The organism is Gordonia oleivorans (assembly GCF_040044975.1).
GTDB lineage: Bacteria > Actinomycetota > Actinomycetes > Mycobacteriales > Mycobacteriaceae > Gordonia > Gordonia oleivorans.
The window spans coordinates 621,035-646,764 of record NZ_JBDZDI010000002.1; the positions used below are offsets into that span (position 1 = coordinate 621,035).

The window sequence follows — 25,730 nt, forward strand, 5'->3', positions numbered from 1 at the left end:
CACCCCGACCGGGTTCGGCTCACGCTCAGCGGCCTCAGCCGACAGGCGTCTGCGCGGGCACCTCCTGGCGCAGCGTCACCAGCGACCGCAACACCACGGCCGCGACGATGGCGGCGGCCAGCAGCATCAGGCCGTAGTAGACGACGGCATCCGAGGCCACCCAGATCGACCCGAATGCGCCGGCGACAAAGGCGCCCACGGTGACACCGCCGACCTCCTGGGCCATCCAGATACCGTTGACCCGGCCCAGTAGCGGCCCGGGTGTGTGCTGCTGGATCAGCATGTAGCGCAACACTTCCTGAATGGCCTCCAGGAATCCGATCACCACGAGCAATGCGATGGCGAGCCACGCGTAGGCGGTCAGACCGAACACGGCCAGGAGCGCGAAGGTTGCGATGAGGCAGCCGAGGAGGAGAACTCCCGGTCGACGTACCGACCCGAGCCACCCGCTGGTCAGTGCTGCGACCATCGCACCGGTCGCGACCGCCGCGAACAGCAGGCCGGTGATCGACGCGTTGCCGTCGAATCGCTGTGCGACCAGCGCCGGCAGCAACGCCACCACGCCGGGTGCGAACATCGCCAGCACACCGACGACCATCACCGCCCCGACGATGCGCTCACTGCGGAGGAAGGACCACAGCGGAACCGTGGTGGCAGGGGAGTCGGCGGAATCGGTGACCTCGGCCCGATCGGCCGTGGGTGTCTGGGCCGTCGGCTGCGGGCGGCCGCCGTCATCGAGGGCCGCGTCGTCGTGGGCCGTGTCATTGAGGGCCGTGTCATCGTGGGCCGTGTCATCAAGGGCCGCGTCCTCCAGGACTGGGGCATGCGGTGGCAGAGAGGGCAATCCGCTGATGATGAGGACTGTCATGGAGGCCAGTACCGCGGCGACGGTGTACGCCCATTCGACACCTGCGGCACCGATCACGAAGCCCGCGATGCCCGGTGACACCGCCGTACCGATGCGCACCGTCAGCGATCCCAGCGCTCCGACGGCCGCCAGGTGCCGACGAGGGATCAACGTCGGGACCGCGGCCATCAACGCCGACGTCGACAATGCGCCGATCAGACCGTCGACCACCGCCAGCACGTAGAGCACGGCCACCGACGCGGAGCCGCCGAAGACGCCGAAGGCGTTGGCCGCCAATCCGGCAAACGAGAGCGCGGCCGCCGCGCGGCCGGCCAGGATGAGCAGCTTGCGGTCGAACCGGTCGGCGAGGACACCGCCGAGCAACATGCCCACGAAGGTGGCGATCCCGGTGACCGCGGTCGCCGCACCGACCTGCGCCGACGATCCGGTGAGGTCATACATCTGCACCGGCACCGACACCAGCAGCATCCCGATGGCGACCAACGAGATCAGTCGGGCAACGAAGATCCGCCGGAACGGCGGGGACACCCGCAGGGGCGTGATGTCGATCAGCAGTCCTCGGGCCCGCCCGGCCATCAGTGTTCTCCCTCATCGGTGTTCACGGTGTTCACGGTGTCCGTCGGAGCGCCGGAGGCGGCTGTCGCGGCGGTCAACTCCGCCACCCAGCGATCCGCCCACGACGTCACCGTATCCTCGTCGACCACACCCGGCTGCCACACCCAGGTCGCCACCAGACGTGGTCCGTCCGGACCGTCGAGGGTGGTGACGTTCACGATCAGACCGTAGGACGCGGGCATCCGTTCGCCCGGTCCGACGTCCGCCGACTCCGGCGCCATACCCCAGCCATCGAACTCGAAGGACCGATAGCGGCCCAGATAGTTGAACTCGATGGCGGCGCCGGGCAGCGAAGCACCGGCGACGTGGCGCAGCAGGCCGTGACCGAGGCCGCCGTCCGGGATGGTGGCGCGCTGATCATTCAACGCACGCGCCTCCTCGGCGACGGTGCCGGCGCTTCCCACCACCACCGGATGGACCGCGGTGAACCAGCCGACGCCACCGGTGAGGTCCGCACCGGGTACCGCCTGCTCCTCGCGGCCGTGGCCTTCGAGATCGATCAGGGTCGGCTGCGCCAGCACCGCTCCGAGCGCACCGAGCAGCAATTCGTCGACGCCCACACCCAGGCGGGCGGGAACCGGGCCGAGCAGGTCGCGGGCCACGTCGGTGTCGACGGTCACCCGGTACCGGCCGGCATCGGCCTCGCGGTCGGTGCGCGGATCGATCGGTCGTGAGAAAGGCGGCGCCGCAACCGAATCGGTGAGGTTCCGCCACATCGGGAGTTCCTCGGACCGATCCAGTGTCACCAGTTCCCTTGCCCACGAACCGAATCCCGGCGGCAAGGGCCCCAGCGACACCGCGTCGCCCGCCACGATCTGCGAGTACGCGGCGACCACCTCCGGGACGAGTACGCGCCAGGACACACCGTCGACGACGAGGTGGTGGATCGCCAGCAGCAACCGCCCCGGCTCGTCCCCACGATCTATCCAGCTGGCTGACAACATCGCTCCGGCAACGGGATTCAGGCGATCGCGGGTGCGGCGGGCGATGTCCTCGACGACCCGTGGGTTCACATCCGCAACGGCCTCGGTGATCACCTCCACCGCGGGTGCGGTCTCCGGTATCTCGAATCGCCACAGTGATTCGTCGGCGACCAGGCGTGCGCGCAGCATCGCGTGACGATGCACCAGTGCGCCCAACGCGGTGCTCAGGGCGTTGACATCCAGATGCGCTGGGACCGTCAGGAACGCCGACTGATGGAACCCGGCGACGGCCTCGGCATCGCCGGCACTGACCTCCTGCAGCCACCGGATGATCGGTGTCGCGGGTACCGGACCGGAGGACACCACCGGCAAGGGTTGCACCGGCCCGTCGACGGTGTGCAGATGTGCCGCCAACTCGGCGGTGGTGCGGTGCGACATCACGTCCCGAGGGCCGACGACGAAACCGTCTGTCCGCAGCCGCGCCACCAGCTGCATCGCCACGATGCTGTCACCACCGAGTTCGGTGAAGTCGTCATCGACGCCGACGTCGTCGGCGTCGAGGCCCAGCACCTCGGTGAACGCGCGGCAGATTCGGCGTTCGGCAGGGTTCGTCGGTGCCCGCAACGAGCGTTCGACGTGCGGTTCCGGCAGCGCCCGGCGATCGATCTTGCCGTTGGGCAGTGTCGGTAGCGCATCGAGGACGACGACGGCCGCCGGCACCATGTAGTCGGGCAGCACCGCGCGGACGGCCGTCCGCAGACCGGCCGGATCCGGCGCGCCGCCGGAGCTTTCGCCCTCCGGCGCGTCGGCGACGACGTAGGCGATCAGCCGATTCGACCGCTCGACCGTGATCGCGGTGGACACCCCGCCGACCGCGATCAGTGCCGCCTCGACGTCACCGAGTTCCACCCGGTGACCGCGGATCTTCACCTGATCGTCGCCGCGACCGCGGTATTCGATGTGACCGGTACTCGTCCACCGCACGGTGTCGCCGGTCCGGTACATCCGGGACCCGTCGGCGGTGAACGGATCGGCGACGAAACGCTCGGCCGTCAGGTCACCGCGGCCCAGGTACCCGCGGGCCAGCCCGGCCCCGGACAGATACAGCTCGCCATCGACGCCGTCGGCCACCGGGACGAGAACGTCGTCGAGGATGTAGGCCCGCATCCCGTCGACCGGTCGGCCGATCACCGGGCGCTCGGTGTCGGCGACGCGCGCGACGAGGGCGTCGACGGTGCCCTCGGTCGGTCCGTAGAGGTTATAGGCGTCGGAGTCGGGAAGATCCCGCCACCGCTGCCACTGCTCGGGTGCGACCGCTTCGCCACCGAAACCGATGGCGGCCATGGTGGTCTCGGCGCCGCCGAGGGCGGCGAGGTGCGACGGGGTGAGTTCCAGGAAGTCCCACGCCTCGTCGACGAGTTGGGTGGCGAGCGCCTGGGCGTCGCGCTGGGTGTCGGCGTCGACGATGCTCACCTCATGGCCGTCGAGCAGCCACAGCTGTGGCTGCCACGACGCGTCGAAGGCCAGCGACCAGCCATGCCCGACCCGCAGCCTGCTGCGCCCGGTGCGTCGACGCGCCGGTTGGTGCAGCATCCGTCGGTGACTTGCGAAGAGATTCGCCAGCGCCCGATGGGGGATGACCACACCCTTCGGCGTTCCCGTCGAACCAGACGTGAAGATCACGTAGGCGGGGTGCTCCGGTCGCAACGGCCGTGCACCCGCCGACGGCCGGAACGCCGTCGCGAGTTCGGATTCTGTTGCCGGGTTGAGGAGTTCGTCGTCGAGGCGGTCGATCACCCGGACCGGACGCGCCACGTCCACCATCGCCGCGACCCGATCGTCGGGAGTGTCCGGCTCGATCGGCAGATACGCGGCACCGGAGTACAGCACACCGAAGATCACCTCCAGCGCGGCCACCCCGCGCGGGAGTCGCACCACCACAACGTCTTCGGGTCCGATGCCGGCTACGGCGAGCCGTCCGGCGATGAGGCGGACACGGTCGTGGAGTTCACCGAAGCTGCGTCGGCCGTCCGGCCCGCGCAGTGCCGGGGCGAGTCGGTCGGGTTCGGTCGCGCGATCGAGCAGATCGGCGACGGTGGTGGGCGCTTCGGTGGCCGGGTGGAACAGTGAGCGATGTTCGTCGGCGGTGCGGATGTCCATCCGGCGCAGCGGCGTATCGGTGTCGGCCACCATGAACTCGAGGATGCCGGTCAACCGCGCCGCCATGGCCTCGACCGTGGTCCGGTCGAACAGGTCGGTGCTGTATTCGATCACTCCGCCGACCCGCGCGTCACCACGTGAGGTGTCCTCGGTGAAATCGAAGGACAGATCGAACTTCGCGGTGGTCGGCGCGGGAAGTGAGACCTGCCCGTCGAGGTCCGGAAGGATTCCGTCGACGTAGACCACCATCGTCTGGAACAGCGGGTTCATCGATGTGGATCGTTGTGGTGCAACGGCTTCCACGACGCGCTCGAACGGGATGTCCCGATTGCCGTAGGCGTCGAGATCGCTGGTGCGAACCCGTGCGAGGAGTTCACGCGTGGTCGGGTCGCCGCCGAGGTCGGTGCGCAACACCAGGGTGTTGAGGAAGAAGCCGACGAGATCGTCGAGACGCGCATCCGAACGCACCGTCACCGGTGTGCCGATGGGGATATCGGTGCCGCCACCGAGCCGCGACAGCAACACCGCGACCGCGGTCCGCATCACCATGAACATCGACGTTCCGGTGGCCGACGCCAGGGCACGCAGCCCGGTCACCAGGTGCGGTTCGAGGGCCAGGAAGACACCGTCGCCGGCCCCACTGGGTCGCGGCGGCCGGGTGCGGTCGTAGGGCAACGCCAGTTCGTCGGGGAGCCCTTCGAGGGCCGAACGCCAGTGGTCGAGTTGCCGCTCACCCCGCCCGCCGTCGATGAGTTCGCGTTGCCACGAAGCAAAGTCGGAGTACTGCAGCCCCAGGGGCTCCCATTGTGGTGCGGCGCCGGCCTGCCGGGCCCGATACGCGGTGGTCAGGTCTGCGCGCAGCGGTGGCGCCGACCATTCGTCGGTGGCGATGTGGTGGATCGTCACCACCGCCACGTCGTCGGTGGCCGCCACCCGGATCGGGATCTCGGCGGCCAGATCGAAGTCGTGCGCACTCGAACGGGTGAGATCGGCCGGATCGTCGACATGCTCGACCACGATGTCGGGTTCGTCGACGAGGTGCGGTTGCTGATCGGGATAACGGGTCCGCAGGACCTCATGGCGATCGGCCACATCGGCCACGGCCGCGCGGAGAACCTCGATGTCGATGCGCTCGGCGGCCCCGGTGGGCCCACCCGGACGCCACATCAGCGGCACGTTGTAGGTGGTGGTCGGTCCGGCCAGGGTGTGCAGTGTCAGCATCCGCTCCTGCCCGTAGGACAAGATCGGTGCGGAATCGGTGCGGCGCACCAACTCCGGCAGCGGCGCGGCCGCGGTGGCCACTCCCGAGGAGAGGTGCTCGGCGAGTGTGGCCACGGTGGGCGCGTCGAACAGCACCCGCAGCTCGGCGTCGTACCCGAGGGTGGAGCGCACCAGGTTGAGCACCTTGATCGCGAGCAGGGAATGACCGCCGAGCGAGAAGAAGTCGGCGTGGACGTCGGTGACCGGGTGGCCCAGGACCTCCCCGAAGATCTCGGCAAGGTCGGACTCGAGGTCGGTCCGGGGTGCGGTGCCGACCGCGGCCGTCATCTCCGGCGCAGGCAGCGCCGCACGGTCGAGTTTGCCGGTGTGGTTGAGGGGCAGTGCGGCGACCACCATGATCGGCGCGGGCACCATGTAGGGCGGCAGCCGCCGCGACAACGCGGCGGTGACGGCCGCGGTCACGTCGGTGGGTGTGGCCGTGGAATCCTCCGGTACCACCCACCCGACGAGACGATCGGCGTCGACGGCGACGGCGCCCGAGGCGATCCCGTCGACGGCCCGTAATGCTGCCTCGATCTCGCCGAGTTCGATGCGGTTGCCGCGCACCTTGACCTGACTGTCGGCGCGTCCGGCGTACTCCAGAATGCCGGCGCGGCGGCGGACGAGGTCGCCGGTGCGGTAGAGGCGTGCGCCGGGGATCTCTCCGGTCGGATCGGCCACGAACGACGCGGCGGTCAGTCCACTGCGTCCGAGATATCCACGGGCGACCGGGATTCCACGCACATAGAGCTCCCCGAGGACACCGTCGGGTACCCGGTTCAGGGCCGCATCCAGGATCAGCAGGTCGGTTCCGGCGATCGGGGTACCGATCGGGATCGTCGGCAGAGTCGCCGAATCGTCGGTATTGGCCACCTGATCGGTGACGACGACGGTCGTCTCGGTGGGGCCGTAGGCGTTGATCAACGCCATCTGCGGTGCCGCGGCGGCGACTCGCGTGGCCAACGGTGTGGTCAGGGCCTCGCCGCCGGCGATGATGTGTCGCATCGTCGCCAGCTCGGGCAGGTGTTCGGCGAACAGGTCGAGCAGCGACGGGACGAACACCGCAGCCGTGACCGCGTGGTCGGCGACGATCCGCGCGAGCCGACGCGGGTCGCGCTGCGCATCGGCTTCGGCCACCACCACAGCGGCACCGGATACGAAGGGCAGCAACAGTTCCCACACGGCACCGTCGAAGCCCGCCGGGGTCTTGACGAGCATCCGATCCCCGGCACCGAAGCCGCCGGGGATGGTCGCCAGACGCCACCGCAGCACGTTGACGACGCTGCGGTGACTGACGACGACACCCTTGGGACGTCCGGTGGAACCGGAGGTGAAGATGACGTACGCGGGATGGTCGGGGTGAATCGTCGGTGGTGCTACTGCCGACGCTGTGACCGCCGACGCCGTGACCGCGGGGGCCCGGTGATGATCGGGGTGAGCGGGCTGGGGGGTCGGCCCGTCCTCGGCGATACCGCCGAGCCCGTCGAGAACCAGCACCGGACGGGCGGTGGCGAGGTGCCGCGTGGCGTCGTCGAGGAGGACGACGGCGGGCGTCGCGTCATCGAGGATATCGGCGATACGTGCGTCGGGCAGATCCGCGTCGATCGGCAGGTAGGCGGCACCGGAATACAGCACCCCCTGCAGGGCGACGAGCTGGCCGATGCTGCGGGACATGATCACCGCGACAATGGATTCGGGTCCGACGCCGGCCGCGCCGAGTCGTGCCGCGATCCGTCGGGCGGCGCCGTGGCACTGCCGGTAGGTCATCACGTTGCCCGCGGTGTCGGTCAGGGCCGGCGCGTCCGGGGTGGCCCGCGCCGCGGCATCGAGCAGGTCGACAAGCGTGGAGCTGCCGGCGTCACCGGTGAGAGCCCGTGGGTCACCGCCACGTTCGGCACCACGCAGGGCGTCGAGGTCGGCCGCGTCGAGCAGCGCGATGCGATCGAGTGCGAGATCGGGATCGGCGGCCACCGCCTCCATGACCCGGGCGAGGTGATTGAGCAGTGCCCGGGCGGTGGCGCGGTCGAACTGGGCGGTCGCGTACTCGAGGCCGATGGTCAGTTCACCGCTGTCGGCGGCGTCGACGAAGGTGAAGGCGAGGTCGAACTTCGCCGCCACCGAGGTGAGCGGAGCGAAGGTCGCCGGAACCCCGAGGAGTTGGTCGGGGACTCCGTCGAGCGGCAGGTAGGACACGCTGACCTGGAACAGCGGGTTGCGTCCGGACACCCGTGACGGTGCGAGCCGTTCGACGACCCGCTGGAACGGGATGTCCTGATTGTCGAAGGCCGCGAGGTCGACCTCGCGGACCCGATCGATCAGTTCACCGAATGCCGGACGACCACCGACATCGATACGCATCACCTGCGTGTCGACGAAGAAACCGATGAGGTCCTCGAGGGCCGGGTCGTTGCGGCCGGAGATGGGGCTTCCCAGCGGGATGTCGTCGCCGGCCCCTTCGCGGTGGAGGAGGGTGGCGACGGCGGCCTGGGCCACCATGAACATGCTGGCGCCGTGTGCGGCGGCGACATCGGCGAGGCGTCGGCGGGTGACGGCGTCGATGGTCGCCGTCTCCGTGGCGGCGGGACCGGCTGCCCCGGGACGTCGCGCCCGGTCCCGGGGCAGCGGCAACTCGTCGGGGAGATCGGACAGGGTCTGCGCCCAGAAATCGAGCTGACCGGCGCCGACGGCGTCCACCCGATCGCGTTGCCACACTGCGTAATCGCCGTATTGGACGGGCAGTGGCGCGAATGAGGGTGTCGCGTCGGCCAACCGTGCCGCGTAGGCGGTGGTGAGGTCGGTCAACAGCGGTCGGTCGGACCATTCGTCGGTCGTGATGTGATGCATCGCGATGGTGAGGACGCCGGCGGTCTCACCGCTCCCGCCGGATGCATCGGAGATGGGAGCCACCCGATCCAGGCGCACCCGGATGGGTGGTTGCGCGGCGAGATCGAAGGGGCGGGTGAGTGTCTCGCGTGCCCGTTCGCCCAGTTCGGTATCCAGTTCGTCGGCCGGCGCGGTGACGGTGGTGACCTCGACGACATCGGGGATCTCCGTGATGTCCAGAATTCGTTGGGACGGTTCACCTGTCGCCGATTCGACGATGACCGTGCGCAGGCTTTCGTGACGTATGAGCAGGTCGGTGACCGCCGCACGCAACGCCGACGGATCGATCGCCGCATGCAGCCGCACGACGTGCCCGTAGTGATACGACGTGTCGGTGGGGTCGAGGCGATGCAGCACCCACAGCCGTTCCTGCGCCGGCGACAGGGGCAGCGGGTCGGGTCGGGCGCCGACGACGATGTCACTGGCCGAGCCGGTTCGGTGGACTCGCAGGGCGATGTCGGCGGGGGTGCGGGCCTCGAACAGGTCTCTGATGGACAGTTGTGCACCGAGTTCCGAACGGACCGCCGACACCAGCCGCATTGCCGACATCGAATGGCCGCCGAGTTCGAAGAAGTCGTCGTCGACGCCCACCGGGTCGGCAGTGCCGAGGACATCGGCGAACACAGCACACAGCTGCCGTTCGATCTCCGTCTGCGGCTCACGATGGGTGGTGGCCGGGCGCGCCTCGGGAAGGGCCCGCACGTCGAGTTTGCCGTTGACGGTCATCGGGAATTCGGTGACCGCGGCGAACAGCGTCGGCACCATATAGTCGGGTAGCCGGGTCGCCAGGTGCCGCCGGATGTCGGTGAAGTCCACACCGGCCGACGGATCCGTGGGGATGACGTAGGCGACCAGACGTTTGACCGACGGATCGCCGGGGTCGGCGGCGGCCACCACGGCGGCCGATGCCACGTCGACGAGTGCGGTGAGGGCGGTCTCGATCTCGGCGAGTTCGACGCGGTATCCGCGAACCTTCACCTGATCGTCGGTGCGCCCGAGGAAGTCGAGGTTGCCGTCGGCGCGGATACGCATCAGGTCGCCGGTGCGATACAACCGTCCGCCGCTGGAGAACGGGTCGGCGACAAAACGTTCGGCGGTCAGATCCGCACGGCCGAGGTAACCGCGCGCCAATCCGGCACCACTGATGTAGAGCTCACCGGCGACCCCCGAGGGCACCGGCCGCAGCCAGCCGTCGAGCAGATGGGCGTGCGTGTTCCAGATCGGGGTGCCCACCGATGAGGTCGGCGACTCGTCGGTGCCGATGCCCAGCGTGTTGATGGTGTACTCGGTGGGCCCGTACAGGTTGTAGCCGAAGGTCTTCGGGTTCTCCCGCAGCCGCGTCCAGACGGGCTCTCCGACGGCCTCACCGCCCAGCAGTACCAGCGGCGGCACATGATCGGCCACGTCGCCGGCGTTGCCGTCGAGCAGACCGTCGGCGAACAACTGCGCGGCGTAGGTGGGTGTCACGTTGATGACGTCGATGCGGTGCGCAGCGCAATAGGCCACCAGCGCAGTCGAATCGCGGCGTAGATCCTCGTCACAGACATGCACCTCGTGACCCTCGACGAGCCAGAGCAGCTCCTCCCAGGACATGTCGAACGCGAACGACACGGTGTGCGCGATGCGCAGTCGTCCGGTGATACCGGCCGAGCGGGCCACCTCGATGGCAGGTTCGAAGACCCTCTCCCGGTGATTGAGTTGCATGTTGGTCAGGCCGCGGTACGGCGTGACGACACCCTTGGGTTTCCCGGTGGATCCGGAGGTGTAGATGACGTACGCCGGCCAGTCCGGATTCACCCGGGGCGTGGTCCACCTCGGCTCGGCGGGCGCGGGCAGGTTGTCGATGGTCAGGATCGGCACCCCGGTGTCGGCGAATCGTTCGCCGACGCGGCTGTGGGACAGGATGATCCGCGGTGCGGCATCATCGATGATGGTGCGCAGCCGCTCGTCGGGATGATCGAGTTCCAGGGGCAGATAGGCGGCGCCGGCCCGCAGGATCGCGAACAACGCCACAACCGTGTCGATGCTGCGGGGAATGGCGAGCGCGACAACGGTTTCGGCCCCCACGCCGTGATCGGAGAGGATGTGGGCGACGCGGTCGACCTCGGATTCGAGTTCGGCGTAGGTCATCCGCCGGTTCTCGAAGACGAGCGCATCGGTGTCGGGGATCACCGCGGCGCGCTCGCCCAGGAGGTTCGACACGGTCACGTCGGGTAGCTCGTGGAGCGGGCCGGCGAGGCCGGTGTCACCGGGCAGGCTCAGATCCACCGCGGCCACCGGTGCGTCGAGGTGGGTGCCGATACCGGCGAGGGCCTGCCGGAACCGCGCCACCAGCGCGAGTGCGGTGGTCTCGTCGATCAGGTCGTCGCGGTACTCCAACCGGAACCGGATGTTGCGCGACGGGGTGACCACCAGCGCCACCGGGTAGTGGGTGTGATCGAGACTGCCCTCACCGATGACATCGTGCAACGCCGACTGGGCGCGTTCCTCGTCCTCGGTCCGGAAGTTCTGCAATACGTAGAGCACATCGAAGAGCACCGGATGTCCGGTCTCCTGCTGGAGCCGGTTGAGGCCGAGGTGGTCATAGGCCATCATCTCCACCCGCTGGTCCTGCATGCGGCGCAACAGTTCTGCGACGGTCTCGTCGGGTCGCAGGACGGTCCGGACGGCCACTGTGTTGAGGAACAGACCGATGACGGTGTCGATGCCGGCAACCTCGGTGGGACGGCCGGCGACGGTGGAACCGAACGCGACATCGGTGCGGCCCAGTTGGCGCGACAGGGTCAGATCGAGCGCGGCGGTCAGCACCGTGTTGAGCGTGACGCCGGCCGTGCGGGCGTCGGCGCGCAGCCGTTCGGAGAACTCCGCACCAAGGTCGACCTCGATGCGTTGCGGGGCGCGCGGAGTCGTGGTCGCAGTGGTGCCGCGGGGCGCGATCAATGACGGCTCGTCGTAGCCGTCGAGATGGGCGATCCACGCCGCCACGGCGTCGGCGTCGTCGGCGCCACGGGCCAGCCAGGAGAGGTAGTCGCGTAACGACGCCTCCCGCGGCGGAATCGGAGTTCCGTTGAGGTACGCGAGCAGTCGGGACACGAAGAGGCCACCGGACCAGCCGTCCCACAACAGGAAGCGCCGGTTGACCACCAGACGGTCACGATCGGCGGGCAGATGCACCAGACGCATCCGCCACAACGGCGCCCGGTCGAGGGCGAACCCGGTGGCGCGGTCCTCGGCGAGCAACTCGGCCAGGCGATGCTCGGCGTCGGCGGGCGAGTGCTGCGACAGATCCAACTCGGTCACATCGGGCTCGACGACGGCGGCGATCACCTGCAGGGGCCGGCCGCCCACCTCGACGAACTCGGCCCGCAGTTCGGGGTTGGTGTTCAGGAGGGTGCGGGCCGCACGCCGCAACGCCGCGGCGTCGATACGGTGACCGAAATCCAGCCAGAACTGCGCGGTGTAGATGTCGGCGTCAGCGTCCATCCGGGCCTGGTAGTAGAGGCCCTCCTGCAGCGGAGTGAGCGGCCAGACGTCGGCGATGTCACCGTGTGCGGCAACCAATTCCGCGAGCGTCTCGGCGTCCAGATCGACCAAGCGGTCCTCGGCGGACCCGACGACGGCACCGGCCAGGGCGTCGGCGACAACCGCGGCGTCATCGACCCGGGTGGGATCGACGACGACCCGGACCTCCCATCCCGCCGCGGCGGGTACGTCGTCATCGGTCCCGGCGGGACAGACCGCCACCGACACCGCATGCGAGGTGGGCAGTCCGTGATCACCGACGATCACGTCCGGATCGACGATGTCACCGGCGCTCCGTGCCGCCATCAGCGACGCCACCACCTGCGGAGACAGGTACCGCAGGATGTCGAGGGCCGGGCCGGGCACCGCGGTGGTCGCACCATCGGAGCGGGCGAAGCGGGTGGGTGTGAGGCCCCGGAACGGCCCGCCGGTGCGCTCGGCACCCGCCGGTCGCAGATCGGTGACCACGTCGACGAGCAGGTGGCTTCCGAGGCGCTCACCGAAGTGCTGCGCGAGGGCTGTGCACACCACGCCGGCGATCTCCGCCGGGTCCGGCGCGACGGCGACGTCGACCGGGCGACGGACGATGACCGGGCCACCGGTGTCCGCAGGGTGGTCCACACCGGTTGGGCAGGTCGGCAATTGCGCTCCGGGGGCGAGCACCGCGAGCCACTGCGGCAGCGCCGACGGGTCCGCGGCCTGTGCGGCCAGCGCGGCGGAGGCCCGGCCCAGCGACATCGGCACCGGATCGATCTCGATCGTGCGCCCATGCGTGAGGTCGTCCGCCGCGACCGTCAGATCTCGGCGCAGGATGTCGATGGTGACCGGATCGGCCAGCGCCGGGTGCACCCACAGCGTCAGTCGACCCGACGCCGGGTCCAGCGTGGCGCGGGGAAGGCGTGCGGTGGCCGTATCCGGTTCGGACGCGGTCTCGGTGGGGTATTCGAGTGGGATCGTCGCGCCGTCGGCCGGCGCGGTGGACAGCGTCCACAGGATCGGGACCGGTCGGGCCAGCGTGGTGCGCAGCACGTCGTGGCGGGCGGCAAGGGCCGCGAGGATCTCGGTGAGCGTCTCGGGGACGGTTCCCGGCGCAACGTCGATGTGAATGGGGCTCGGCGCCAGGCTGTCCGGGTCGATCTCGTCGATTCGCAGCCGGTGCAGGGCCGGCGTGAGGCCGGCGGCGGGCATCGGGCTGTCCTGTGCCGGGCGGTCGTCGGCGCTCACGCCGATCTCCGTGAGGCGGTCGTCGGGCCCAGCGCACAGGTCGGTGAGGAAGCCGTCGAAGGCCGTGGCGATCTGTGCGCTCTCGATGGCCGCCTCGGCCACCCCGCGGACGACGACCTCGGCCGGAAGTCCTTTGCGGCGCAGCTGGATCTGGATCTCGACGTCGGACACCGGACCCGAGGCGAGCGCGTGCACACTCACCGCACCGCCGCCGATGGTCTGTCGTGTGCTGTTCGTCAGCACGTTGATGCCGAGGCCGAACATACGGTAGGGCCCGCTCGCAGGACCGGCGTCGGTGGCGAGGGCACGCGCGAGATCCTCGGCGCGGAAACGGCTTCGGGGAAGCAGGCCGAAGAGGGCGCGGTCCACCCGGGTGGCCAGGTCGGCGAGACGGTCACGACCGAACGCCGCCACCCGCAGCGGCAACACACTGGTGACCATCGACGGTGCCGAGCGCGTCGCCCGGTCGAGGCGACCGGTCACCGGCAGTGCGAACACGAGATCGTCACGACCGGTGCGGAGGTGGGCGAAGCCCGCCACCGCGGCGATCATCATGACCGCGGGTCGCACCCCCACCCGGGAGGCGAGGGAACGCAGCACCGCCAGCCGGTCGGCGTCGATCTCGAAGCGGGCGTGCGTGATCCCCGGTCCCGGTGGCAACTGCTGATCGAGCAGCCGAACCGGATCCGGGTGATCGGCCATCAACGCGGTCCAGTACTCGCGGTCCTCGAGATGGGCGGAACCGGAACGGTAGTCGGATTCGGCCGCGACGATGTCGCCGAGCGCCCAACTGCCGGAATGTATGCGATCAACGTCACCGGATGCGGGATCCGCCGGGGCGTCGTAGCGCTTGCGGACGGTCTCGGCGTAGGAGACCAGACCCATTCCGTCGCAGACGAGATGATGCACCTTCAGGAAGGTGAACACCGCCGTGGGTGGTGCCGTCGGTTCCTCCCCGACGAGCAGGATCCGGAAGTTGCTGAGCGGGCCGGCGTGAATATCCATTGGCTGGGCCATGGTTCGCTGCATCCACGCGTGCGGATCGGTGCCGCGGATGTCGACGACGGGGACGTCGAAGTCGTCGATCGGTAGCAGTCGTTGGGTGAGTTCGCCGTCCTCCTCGGCGAACACCGCACGCATGGCCTCGGCGGCGTCGAGGGTCTGGCGCATCACCGTCCGCAGGCGATGGGGGTCCGTGGTCGACGGCATACGGATGTAGAGGCCGGTGTTGTAGAGCGCCGGGTCGGTGGCGATCTGCATGCCGAGGTAGATGTCACGCTGCCCGGCCAGGAGGGGATGACGCTGCCCCGTCGACTCGGTCGAGCGGGACAGGCGGGAGGTCGAGGTCACGAACACACTCCGGTGGTTTGCTGATGCGTGAGGGACTGAGCGGGGGACTGATCCGGGTGACCGGATTTCTCGGCTCCGGGTGGGGTGGCCGCGACCAGATCCTCCAGCGCGGTGCGCCACCGGTCGGCGAGTCGTACCACGGTCTCGGCGTCAACCTGATCGGACAGATGGCGGAAGGTTGCGCTGATGATCGGGCCATCCGCCTCGTCGCGGCACACGATCTCCACCTCGAGGGGGTGGGCGACCCCGAGGTCCGGGTCGGCGACCGCCGCCAGTGCCGACGATTCGGCCGACGGCTGCCACGCTCCGCCGGTGCCCACGGAGAAGCGGCCCAGGTAGTTGAGCAGCACACTTGCCGACGGCATCGTCGCCAGCGCCATGGCCGTCTGCGGGTTCAGGTACCGCAGCAACCCGAATCCGGCTCCCGCCGAGGGCATCTCCTGCCACTGCCGTTCGGCCTGCACTACGGCCGCGTGCGGGTCGATGCCGTCGGCGGCCGGCAGACGCAGCGGCGCCATGGTGGTGAACCATCCCACCGTGTGGGTCAGGTCGCGGTGGCCGAGGCCCGCCGATTCGGTGTCGCGGCCATGTCGCTCGGTGTCAACGACGAGGTCACCGGCGCCGGTGACCTCGGTCGCCGCCACACGCAGCGCACCGAGGAAGATCGAGGTGACCCCGACGCCGAGACGGGTCGGTAGGTCGGTGACGATCGCCCGGGAGGTGTTCACGTCGAGTGCGACGACGTGGCCGCGCTGTGCCGCGAGGGTGCCCGAACGTGCAGGAGATCCCGGAATCAGCTCGCCGCCGGGGGCGAGCACCGCAGCCCAATGCGCCACCTCGCCCAGGAGTTCCGGGGCGAGGGCGGCCTCGGCCACGGCGGCGGCGAAGTCACCCAGGCGGACTGCGTTCGTGGTGTCGCCCAGGCGGACTGCGTCCGCGGCAGAACCGGCGTCGTGTACGGCGGCGAGGTCGTCGAGGAGGATACGGCGGGAGACCCCATCGACCGCCAGATGATGGATGACGAGGACGAGGCGTCCCGGATCGCCCGAAGTCGTCGGCGTCAGATGCGCGGCGGCGATCATCCGGCCCGATGTGGGGGACAATCGCGCGGCGCAGGCATCCGAGACCGCGGCGATCGTGTCGGCGACAGTGCCGTGGGCGTCGCTAGCGACGACCTCGAGGATGTCGGTGGCCGCGACATCGCCGGGGGCTCGAGCGGTGAGCGTCCACACGTCGCCGGCGATGACGTTCAGGGTCATGCGCAGCGCCTCGTGGGCGTCGAGAAGCGCCTGCAGCGCCGCGGTGATCGAGGCGGGCGTGGCGTCGGGCGGGGTGTCGACGACGAGGGACTGATTGTGGCGATCGATCCGACCGCCCAGTTCGCGGAGCCGATGCATGATCGGCAGCAGACCGATGACCCCACCGGAACCCGCTGTCGCCGTGCCGGATTGCGTGTCAGCGTTGTCACCGTCGGTGATCGGTTCGGCCACCACGGCCAGGGCTTCGATGGTGCGGTGGGTGAAGACGTCCCGCGTCCGAAGGCACCATCCGGCCCGCCGGGCCCGATTGACCAGCGTGGTGGAGACGATGGAATCACCACCGAGCGCGAAGAAGTCGTCATCGACCGAGATCTCGTGCGCAGGCAGGTGCAGGGTCTCTGCGAAGATCGCCAGCAGTGCCGATTCTGCCTCGGTGGCCGGTGCACGCACACCATCGGATGCCGGGCCCCCGGGGGCGTGCGGCTCGGGCAGTGCCGCGACATCGGTCTTGCCGTTGGTGGTCAACGGAACGGCGTCGATACCGATCACCGCCGCGGGCACCATGTGCTCGGGCAGCACCGTGGCGAGCGCCGAGCGCACGTCGTCCGGGCCGATCCCGTCGGTGACGACGTAGGCGAGCAGCCGATGGCCCTCCGACGGCCCGGGACGGGTGATGACCACGACGTCGCGCACACCGCTCACCCCGGCCACGGCGGCGCGCACCTCACCGAGTTCGATGCGGAATCCGCGGATCTTGACCTGGGAGTCGGCACGGCCTTCGGACAGCAGACGGCCATCGCCGGTGAGCCGGAACAGATCTCCGGTGCGGTAGCAGGTCCCACCGCCACCACCGGGATCGGCGACGAACCGCCCCGCCGACAAACCCGGACGGTTCAGGTACGCCCGGGCCACCTGCGGGCCCGACAGGTAGAGTTCGCCGATCACCCCGGGCGGCACCGGACGCAGGTATCGGTCCAGCAGCCGGCCGGTGAATCCGGGTAACACGGCACCGACGGCGCTGCCCACCGAACGTTCCGCGGAGTCGGCGTCGATGTCGAGCAGGGTGGCGTGCACGGTGATCTCGGTGATGCCGTACATGTTGATCGCCCGGACGTCGGGCCAACGGCGCAGGAACGTGGTGAGCCGACGTGCGTCGAGGGCCTCGCCGCCGAAGATCAGGTACCGCAATGCGCCGAGGTCGAGTGGGTCGGCGTGATCGGGGTCGGCGGTGAGGGTGGCGTCGAGGGTGTAGAAGGCCGACGGTGTCTGGTTGAGTACGGTAACCCGCTCATCCCGCAGCAGGGTCGCGAAGTCGGCGGGGGACCGGGTGGTCGCACGATCCGGAATGACCAGTCGTGCACCGGTCGAGAGCGCTCCCCAGATCTCCCACACGGAGAAGTCGAAGGCATAGGAATGGAACAGCGTCCAGACATCCTCGGGGCCGGTGTGGATCGCCTCGCGGGTCGCCGCCAGCAGGGACACCACGTTGCGGTGGGTGATGGTCACGCCCTTGGGCCTGCCCGTGGAACCGGAGGTGTAGATGACGTAGGCGGGATGATCCGGGGTGACCGGGATCGGTCGCGCGACAACGGAGTCACCGGGATCAGACGCCCATACCCGGGCACAGTGGTCGGCGTCGACGATGACGACCGGCCGGGCGTCGGCGAGGATGGTCTCGATCCGTTCGTCCGGGTAGTCCGGGTCGATCGGCACATAGGCACCGCCCGCGCGCAGGACCGCGAGGATCGAGATCACCTGGTCGGCACCGCGCGGCAGCAGCAGCGCCACCAGATCGCCGGGGCGGAGGCCGTCGGCGATCAGTGCGGCGGCCAGGTGCGCACTGCGATCGTCGACCTCACGGTAGGTCAGCGTGGCGGCACCGACGGTCAGTGCGACCCGGTCGGCGTGTTCGGCGGCGGTGTGGGCGAAGACCTCCCACAGGGTGCGCGCACCGTCGAGGGTCCGTCGCTGTACGATCGCCGCGGCGGCGGTGACCGACGACATCGGCAGTGCCGCAACGGTATCGGGCGCATCCGGTACCCGCAGCGCAGCCACGCGGACGTCCGGATGGTGGGCGAGCATCTCCAGGAGGTACAGCACACGATCAGTGAGTTGCTCGGTGGTGTCGCGGTCGAACAGGTCGGTGGCGTACTCCACCCGCAGTCGCAATCCGTCTGTCAGGCCGACGAATTCGAAGGTGAGATCGAACTTCGCGGTCCGTGTCTGCGGGAACAGTGGTGTGGCGTCGAGGCCGGCGAAATAGGGTGCGGCGATCGGATCCCGGTATTGGACCATCGTCTGGAACACCGGATGCCGCGACAGACTCCGGTGCGGCGTCAACGCGGCGACGACGGCGTCGAACGGCAGATCCGCATGCTCGTAGGCGTCGAGATCGGTGCATCGAATGCGGTCGATGACCTCACCGAGGGTCGGATCGCCACTCAGGTCGGTGCGCAGTGCGAGAGTGTTGACGAACATGCCGATGAGCTCTTCGGCGGCGGCCGTGGTGCGCCCGGCGAACGGTGTGCCCACGACGATGTCGTCGCCGGCGCCGGAGGCCGACAGTGCGAGTGTGACCGCGGCATGGACGAGCATGAATCGGGTGGTACCGCTCGTCGCGGCGCGGTCGTCGAGGGCGGCGACCAGATCGGTGGGTACCGCGCGATCGATCTGATCGCCACGGTGACTCGGTTCCATCGGCCGGGGTCGGTCGGTGGGGAGCCGCATCTCGTCGGGGATGCCGTCGAGAGTGTCCCGCCAGTGACTCAGTTGGGTCGCGTGCAGCGAGGTCGGATCGTCGGGGTCGCCCAACCGGTCGAGTTGCCACACGGTGTGATCGGTGAACTGGACGGTCGGCGGCGCCACGGTGATGCCGTTGTAGCCCGCGGCGAGTTCGTCGAAGAGCCGACGTGCGGACCACTCGTCGGCGGCGATGTGGTGGACGGTGAGCAGCAGGATCGCCGACGATTGCCAGGTGTGGATGAGGTCGGCGCGAAGAACGGCGTCGGCCGAGAGGTCGTAGGGGCGCGCGATCAACCGCGCGACGAGGTCCTCGGTGTCACGCCCGTGCCCGTCGTCCCCGTTCCCGTCGTCCCCGTTCCCGTCCTCGCCGTATCCCCGATGTTCGGTCACCGCGACCGTGGCCCGATCGGCGGGGTCGATGACGGGTACTTCGTCGACGATGCGGGTCCGGAGCACCTCGTGTCGGGTCACGATGCCGGTGAGGGAATCCGACAGTGCGCCAACGTCGATCGACGATCCCGGATGGGCGTCGAGGCGAACCGCGAAGGCCACCGTATAGGCGGAATCGTCGACACCGGACTGAAAGAGCAGCCGACGTTGCGCCGGCGACAAGGGCAGGGGATGTGGACGCAGCCCGGGCACCGGCCCCGGTGGCGTGGTGGGGGTGGCGGTCCCCGAGCCGCTCTGCGCGGTGTCGATCTGCGCGGTGTCGATCAGCGCGGCGAGCTCGGCCAGCACCGGATGGTCGAACACGTCGCCGATGCCGAGCCGCGATCCGGTCGCGACCCGCAGACGGGTGAGAAGTCGTGTGGCGGAGAGGGAATGGCCACCGAGATCGAAGAAGTTGTCCTCGATGCCGGCGTCGCGACCGAGGACGGCGGTCGCCGCCGCGATGACCGCGGCCTCGGCGTCGGTGCGCGGACCGCGTGACGATCGGGTCGATCCGGCGTCGGCCGGATCGGGCAGGGCCAGTCGATCCACCTTGCCGCCCGGCGTCAACGGCAATGCGTCGAGGATGGTGATCGACGCCGGGATCATCGCGGCGGGAAGCGACGTGCTCAGTGCCGCGACGATCTCCACCGACGACAGCCCCGGTCGGCCACTGACGTAGGCATCGATCCGGGTGTCACCGGCGGTGTCGGTGACCGCACGGACGGCGGCCTCACGCACACCGTCGACGTCGGCGATGGCCGATTCGACCTCGCCGAGTTCGACGCGCACCCCGCGGATCTTGACCTGGCGGTCCGCGCGGCCGAGCACCGTCAGCCGGCCGTCGGGTTCGATGCGTCCACGATCGCCGGTCCGATAGAGACGACTCCCGGCGCCATCCGGATCGGCGACGAATGCGGTTGCGGTCCAACCGGAGTGATTGCGATACCCACGCGCCGACTGTGGACCGCCCACGTAGATGTCGCCGGCCACACCGGCCGGAACGGGCCGCAGCAGGTGATCGAGAATCGTCACCCGGATGCCCGCAACCGCGGTGCCGGCGGTGATGGCTCCGGTGGTGACCCGGCCCATGGTGACGTCGCCGGCGACCTCGGAGGAGCCATAGGAGTTGATGATCTCGGCGCCGGTGGAGGCCAGCGCATCTCGGGTGGCGGCGACGAGCGGTTCACCCGAGACGATCCACCGTCGGGGTGTGGGCGTCGCACCGACCTCGGTGATCGCCTGTGCCAGTGACGGTATCGCGGTGATCTGGTCGACGTGGTGCTCCGCGGTCAGGTCGGCGAGTGCGGTGGCGTCGCGGGCCGTGGTGTCGTCGGCCAGGATCACCGTCGAGCCTGCGGCAAGGGCACCGAGCAATTCGGTGCTGCCGTCGATGAAGGCGATCGAGGACTTCGCGAGAACCACGGCGCCGTTCCAGGATTCCGCAGCCCAGGCGATCCGGTTGGCGAGTGCACGAGACGTGCCGACGACGGCCTTCGGAGTACCCGTGGAACCGGAGGTGTAGACCACGTAGGCCGATGAATCCGGATGGACCGCCACCGGATGCGGGCCCGGTGTGTCAGACGCGGACCCCGCGGCGAGAGCTGCCGCCATCGGGTCGTCGATGACGAGATCCGGTGTGGCGTCGTCGAGCATGAAATCGATGCGGGCCGCCGGATATCCGGGGTCGATCGGCAGGTAGGCGGCACCGGCCCGGAGCACACCGAGCAGGGCGGAGACCATGTCGACGCTGCGCCGAGTGGCGATCGCGACGATGGACTCGGCGCCGAGACCACGTGCGGTCAGGGCTGCGGCGATCCGGTCGGCGGATGCCGCCAGCTCGGCGTAGGTCAGGCTGTGATCGTCGACGCGCAGCGCGACGTGTTCGGGTACCCGCTGCGCGGTGGCCGCGATCCGTGCCGAGACCGGCACGAACGGGACCGGGTCGGCTCCCTCGAGTCCGCGCGCGGCGCTCGCGTCGGCGTCACTGCGGGGCAACTGCGCGGCTGTGGCGCCGGCGTTGTCGACGATGGTCCCGACCATCCGGATCAGTCGGTCGAGGAGGGTCGCCGACACCGTGTGCCCGTCCTGCGTGCGCCGTTCGAACAGAATGCGGATGTCAGGATCGTCCTCGACGAGAACTGTGGCGGCGTAGCTGTTCTCGTCTTCGATGTGCGGGCGGACCGGGCCGCGGGGGAAACTCTCGAACACCACGACCGAGTTGAAGAGTTCACCGAGGCGCAGCGATGCCTGGATGTCACCCAGCGCGCACTGATGCTGATCGAGGAGGGCGAGCTGTTCCCGCTGAACCCGCGACAGCAGCTGTGCCACCGATTCGTTCGGATCGATGCGCACCCGCACCGGGATCGTGTTGATCAACATGCCGACCATCTCGTCGACACGGTCGACCGCCGGATCGCGCCCGGACACGACGGCGCCGAAGATCACGTCGTCGGTATCGGTGTGATCGGCCAGGACCAGGGCCCAGGCCACCTGGATCAGGGTGTTCACCGAGGCGCCGTGATCGCGCGCCACCGCACGCATCCGCGCGGACCGGGCGGTCCCGAGACGGCGCTCGACCACCGGTGGGGCGGGGTCGATCTCCGGCAACGGCAGCCGGGTGGCGGACCGCACACCGGACAGGGCGGTACGCCAACGGTCGAGCCCGTCCGGTCGGCTCGCCCGCCAGCGCAGGAAATCGCGCAGGTCCGCCGGAGCCGGTAGCGGTTCGTCGCGTAGTGCCCGCACGATCTCGTCGACGAGGCGGTGCAATGACCACCCGTCGAGGGCGACATGGTGGGCGACGATCAGCAGGTGATGGCGTGGGGGGTGGTGATCGTCGGTGCCGGTGCCGGTGCCGGTGCCGGTGCCATCGGAGGTGACGCCGGGAATGTCCTCGGTGGCGGCGAGGATGATACGGAACGGGGGCGGCGAGGTCAGGGTGATTCCGCGGCGCCGTTCCCGGTGCCGCAGCGCGTCGAGGTCGAGGCCGGCGTCGAGCGCGCAGACCTCCACCGGGGCGGCGACGTCGGTGTGCACGCGCGCGACCGGTGCACCGGTGCGTCGGCGGGTGTAGGAGGTGCGCAGCGAGGCGTGGCGTGCCATCACCGTGGTGACGGCGGCGATCACCCGGGTGGGGAGATCGGCATCGATCGTGACGTGATCGGCCAGATCGATATCGGCGAGGATGAGGTAGGGATCGTGGGATCCGTCGGTCCGCGGCCGGGTCGAGTGGTAGACGATGGCTTCCTGTAGCCCGGTCAGCGGCAGGACGTCCTCGATGCCGCCGACACCGGTACCGGTGGCGCTCACAGCAGGTCCCCCTCGACCAGCTCGTCGAGTTCGTCGACGCCGAGATCTGCGGTGGTGGTGGTGTATTCGGAGTGCAACGATGCCTCGTGATTCGGATCGGCGGCCCGGGCGATCGTGGCGAGCCGCGTGATGGTGGGGTGGTCGAAGAGTTCGATCGGGGTGATCCTCAGACCGGCCCGGGCCGCGTGGGCCACCACGCGGACCGCCGTCAGGCTGTCGCCGCCGAGGATGAAGAAATCATCCTCGACTCCCACCGCGGGAAGGCCGAGAACCTCCCGGAAGGCCTGCGCGAGTGCGTGTTCGGTGGCGCTCGACGGTTCCCGGGAGTCACCGGCAAGCGCAGCGAAGTCGGGTCGGGGCAACCCGGTTCGATCGATCTTTCCGTTGGGTGTCAGCGGAACCTCGTCGATGGCGGTGATGACGGTCGGGATCATGTAGTCGGGGAGACGGTCGGCCAGATGCCGGCGCAGCGAGACGGTGTCGATCTGATGTCCGCGCGTCGGCACGGCATAACCGACGAGACGCCCGTCGACGGCGACGGTGACCGCTCGTTCGACCGAATGGTGCTGTGCCAGGGCGGCATCGATGTCACCGAGTTCGATCCGGAAGCCGCGGATCTTGACCTGGTGGTCGGTGCGGCCGAGGCAGTGCAGCGTCCCGTCGTGACCTCGGCGCGCGAGGTCACCGGTGCAGTACATCCGGGTGCCGGGTGGCCCGAACGGGTCGGCGACGAATCGTGTGCAGGTCAGGTCGGGCCGCCCGTGGTAGCCGCGTGCGAGGCCGGCTCCGGACAGGTACAACTCGCCCACATCGCCGTCAGTGGTCGGATGCAGCGCCGAATTGAGAATCCGGACACCGGTGTTCGCGATCGGCGTGCCGATGCCGACCTCGGCGGTCTGGCCGCGGCGCAGCGGTTCGGTCGTCGACCAGATGGTGGTCTCGGTGGGGCCGTACATGTTTCGGGCCGAGGCCGCGTGCCGCGTCAGTTCACCGGCGATGTCGGCCGGCAGTGCTTCGCCGCCGACCAGGACGTCGACGTCGGTGAGGGCCTTGCCGTGGCCGGATTCCAGGAATGCCGACCACAGCGAGGGGGTGGCCTGCATGACGTCGATCCGGTGGGTGCGGATGAGCGCGGCCAATCGCGCCGGGTCGTGCACGTCGTCGTTGGTGGCCAGGATCACCGTCGCACCCGCGGCCAGCGGCACCAGCGTCTCCAGGATCGCGATGTCGAAGGAGATGGTGGTCACCGACAGCACACGACGGCCGGGGTGATATCCGACGAGTTCGGCGAGGTGTCCGCCGAAGTTGGCCAACGCCCGATGGCTGATCACCACGCCCTTGGGTGTGCCGGTGGAACCGGAGGTGTAGATGACGTATGCCGGGTGCTCCGGTGCCGGTGCCGGCGACGCTGACGATACGACACCACGATGATCCGACGGCGGTGCGGACGCCGGCGTCAGCGCGCGCACCTCAGCGGTTGCGGCGGAGCCCGGTTCGATGACGGCCACCGGTGCGGCGTCGGCCATGGTCGCGGCCAGCCGTTCGGCCGGGAAACCGGGATCCAGCGGCAGGAATGCCGCACCACTGTGATGGACGGCGAGCAGCGCGACGATCATGTCGACACCCCTCGGCAGGGCGACCGCGACGATATCCTCCGGCGCCAGGACCCCGAGTTCGTCCGACAGCGCCGTCACCCGCGCACGCAGCGTCGCGACGTCGATCCGCTCGTCTCCACAGATCAGTGCGACCGCGTCGTCGGGGTGGGCGAGCACACGCTGCACGAGCGGAGTCGGATCGATCGGGCCCCGGGTGGCCTCGTCGGCGGCGGCGATGGCACGTGCCGCGGACTGTTCGTCCGGCATCGCGATCGCTCCGATCGATACCTCGTCGAGCGTCGGTGCTGTCGTTGCGGCCGCGACGAAAGCACCGATGCCCGAGCAGATGTCGGCGACGTCGGCGTTGCCGTAGAGATCGGCGTCGGCATCCAGCACGATCTCGAGGTCGCCGTCGAGGTCCGCGCAGGTGATCGCCACGTCCACGACGGGGCCACGGGCGAGTGAACGGATGACCGCCACGTGTCCGCCGATGGCGGCCGTCGGGGAGAAGGGCTTGATGTTGAGGGTGGGTCCGATGACACCGTCGATCCCGCGGCGCCGCAGGTCGCGCACGATGTCCTCGCCCCGGTAGCGGGCGTGTGCGCTCACGGTGGCGATCCGGCCGGCGACGTCGGTGGCCACCTCGGACAAGGTCGCGTGCCGGGGCGTCGCCACCCGCAGAGGAATGACGTTGACCGTGCTGCACGCGCACGGGGCCGCCGGCGATCCCAGCCGATTCATCATCGGGAATCCCAGGATCACCTCGTCGGAGTCGACGAGTCGTGCGCAGTGGGCCGCGATCAGCGCGGCGAGGACCGCCGGCGTCCGGGTGAGCGATCCGGCCCCGCCGACCACGACCCGTTCGGTGCGGACACCGCGCGCGATGCGATGGCCGCGAGGGGCTTTCGCGAGTGTCACCGGACCGTTCGCGGCGCCGAGTTCGCGCTCCCAGAACTCGCGGTCGCCGGGGCGGGCGTCGTCCACCCCGGCGGGGAGGTCGGTGATCGAACGCAATGCCCGTGCATCGGTGAGGTTGTCGTACAGGCGTGCGATGCGGCGAACAAGGAGGCCGAGCCCATAGGCGTCGAGAACCATGTGATGGGCGACGATGAGCAGGCCGAGGCGGTTCCCGGCGGTGAGCACCGAGATCTCGGCGCACGGCCCGATGGCCGGATCGATCGGCCGGCCAACCGCCGTGGTGGCCACCGAGTTCAGTGCAGATGGGTCCGGGCCGAGATCGACCTGTCTGACCTCGATCGGCTCGCCGAGGTGAAAGCGCAATTCGCCGTTGTCATCTGAGAACCGCGCGGAGAGTAGATCGGCCTCGCGCGCGGCGGCGGTGGCCGCGGCGATCAGTCGTGCCGCGTCGGGCCGTGTGTCGAACTCGAGAAGCTGGCCGATGGTGAACACCGGCGACGGCCCGATGACCGACTGCGCGGCCCACAGGCCCTGCGCCGCCGCCGATGCGGGGAACGAGGGTTCGTGGGACGGAGCGCAGGCCATAGACATAGTAGGGCAGCCTACCCTTCATTTGGTTAGACTTTCCAAAGAGGGGCGGTCCGCGGCTTTCACCGGGCGGCGTCTACAT

The 25,730-nt window shown here is 69.5% G+C and carries 4 protein-coding genes; all 4 read right to left on the reverse strand.

Features of this window, described 5'->3' with window-relative positions; genetic code table 11:
- Positions 1–34 precede the first annotated feature (34 nt).
- Genes ABLE92_RS06215 through ABLE92_RS06230 form a run of 4 tightly spaced genes read right to left on the reverse strand, consistent with a single transcriptional unit; the run spans position 35 to position 25,645 of the window.
- Positions 35–1,444, reverse strand: coding sequence for an MFS transporter (locus tag ABLE92_RS06215; RefSeq protein WP_348803804.1), 1,410 nt, complete (start codon positions 1,442–1,444; stop codon positions 35–37).
- On the reverse strand, positions 1,444–14,805 hold the full coding sequence (locus ABLE92_RS06220) for a non-ribosomal peptide synthetase (protein ID WP_348803806.1): 13,362 nt from the start codon (positions 14,803–14,805) through the stop codon (positions 1,444–1,446). Before ABLE92_RS06220 ends, ABLE92_RS06215 begins: the two co-directional genes overlap by 1 nt.
- Positions 14,802–22,547 (reverse strand): non-ribosomal peptide synthetase, encoded by a 7,746-nt coding sequence (locus tag ABLE92_RS06225; RefSeq protein ID WP_348803807.1) that lies wholly within the window; start codon positions 22,545–22,547, stop codon positions 14,802–14,804. Before ABLE92_RS06225 ends, ABLE92_RS06220 begins: the two co-directional genes overlap by 4 nt.
- On the reverse strand, positions 22,544–25,645 hold the full coding sequence (locus tag ABLE92_RS06230; protein WP_348803808.1) for a non-ribosomal peptide synthetase: 3,102 nt from the start codon (positions 25,643–25,645) through the stop codon (positions 22,544–22,546). The genes ABLE92_RS06225 and ABLE92_RS06230 overlap by 4 nt, the downstream gene beginning before the upstream one ends.
- Positions 25,646–25,730 lie beyond the last annotated feature (85 nt).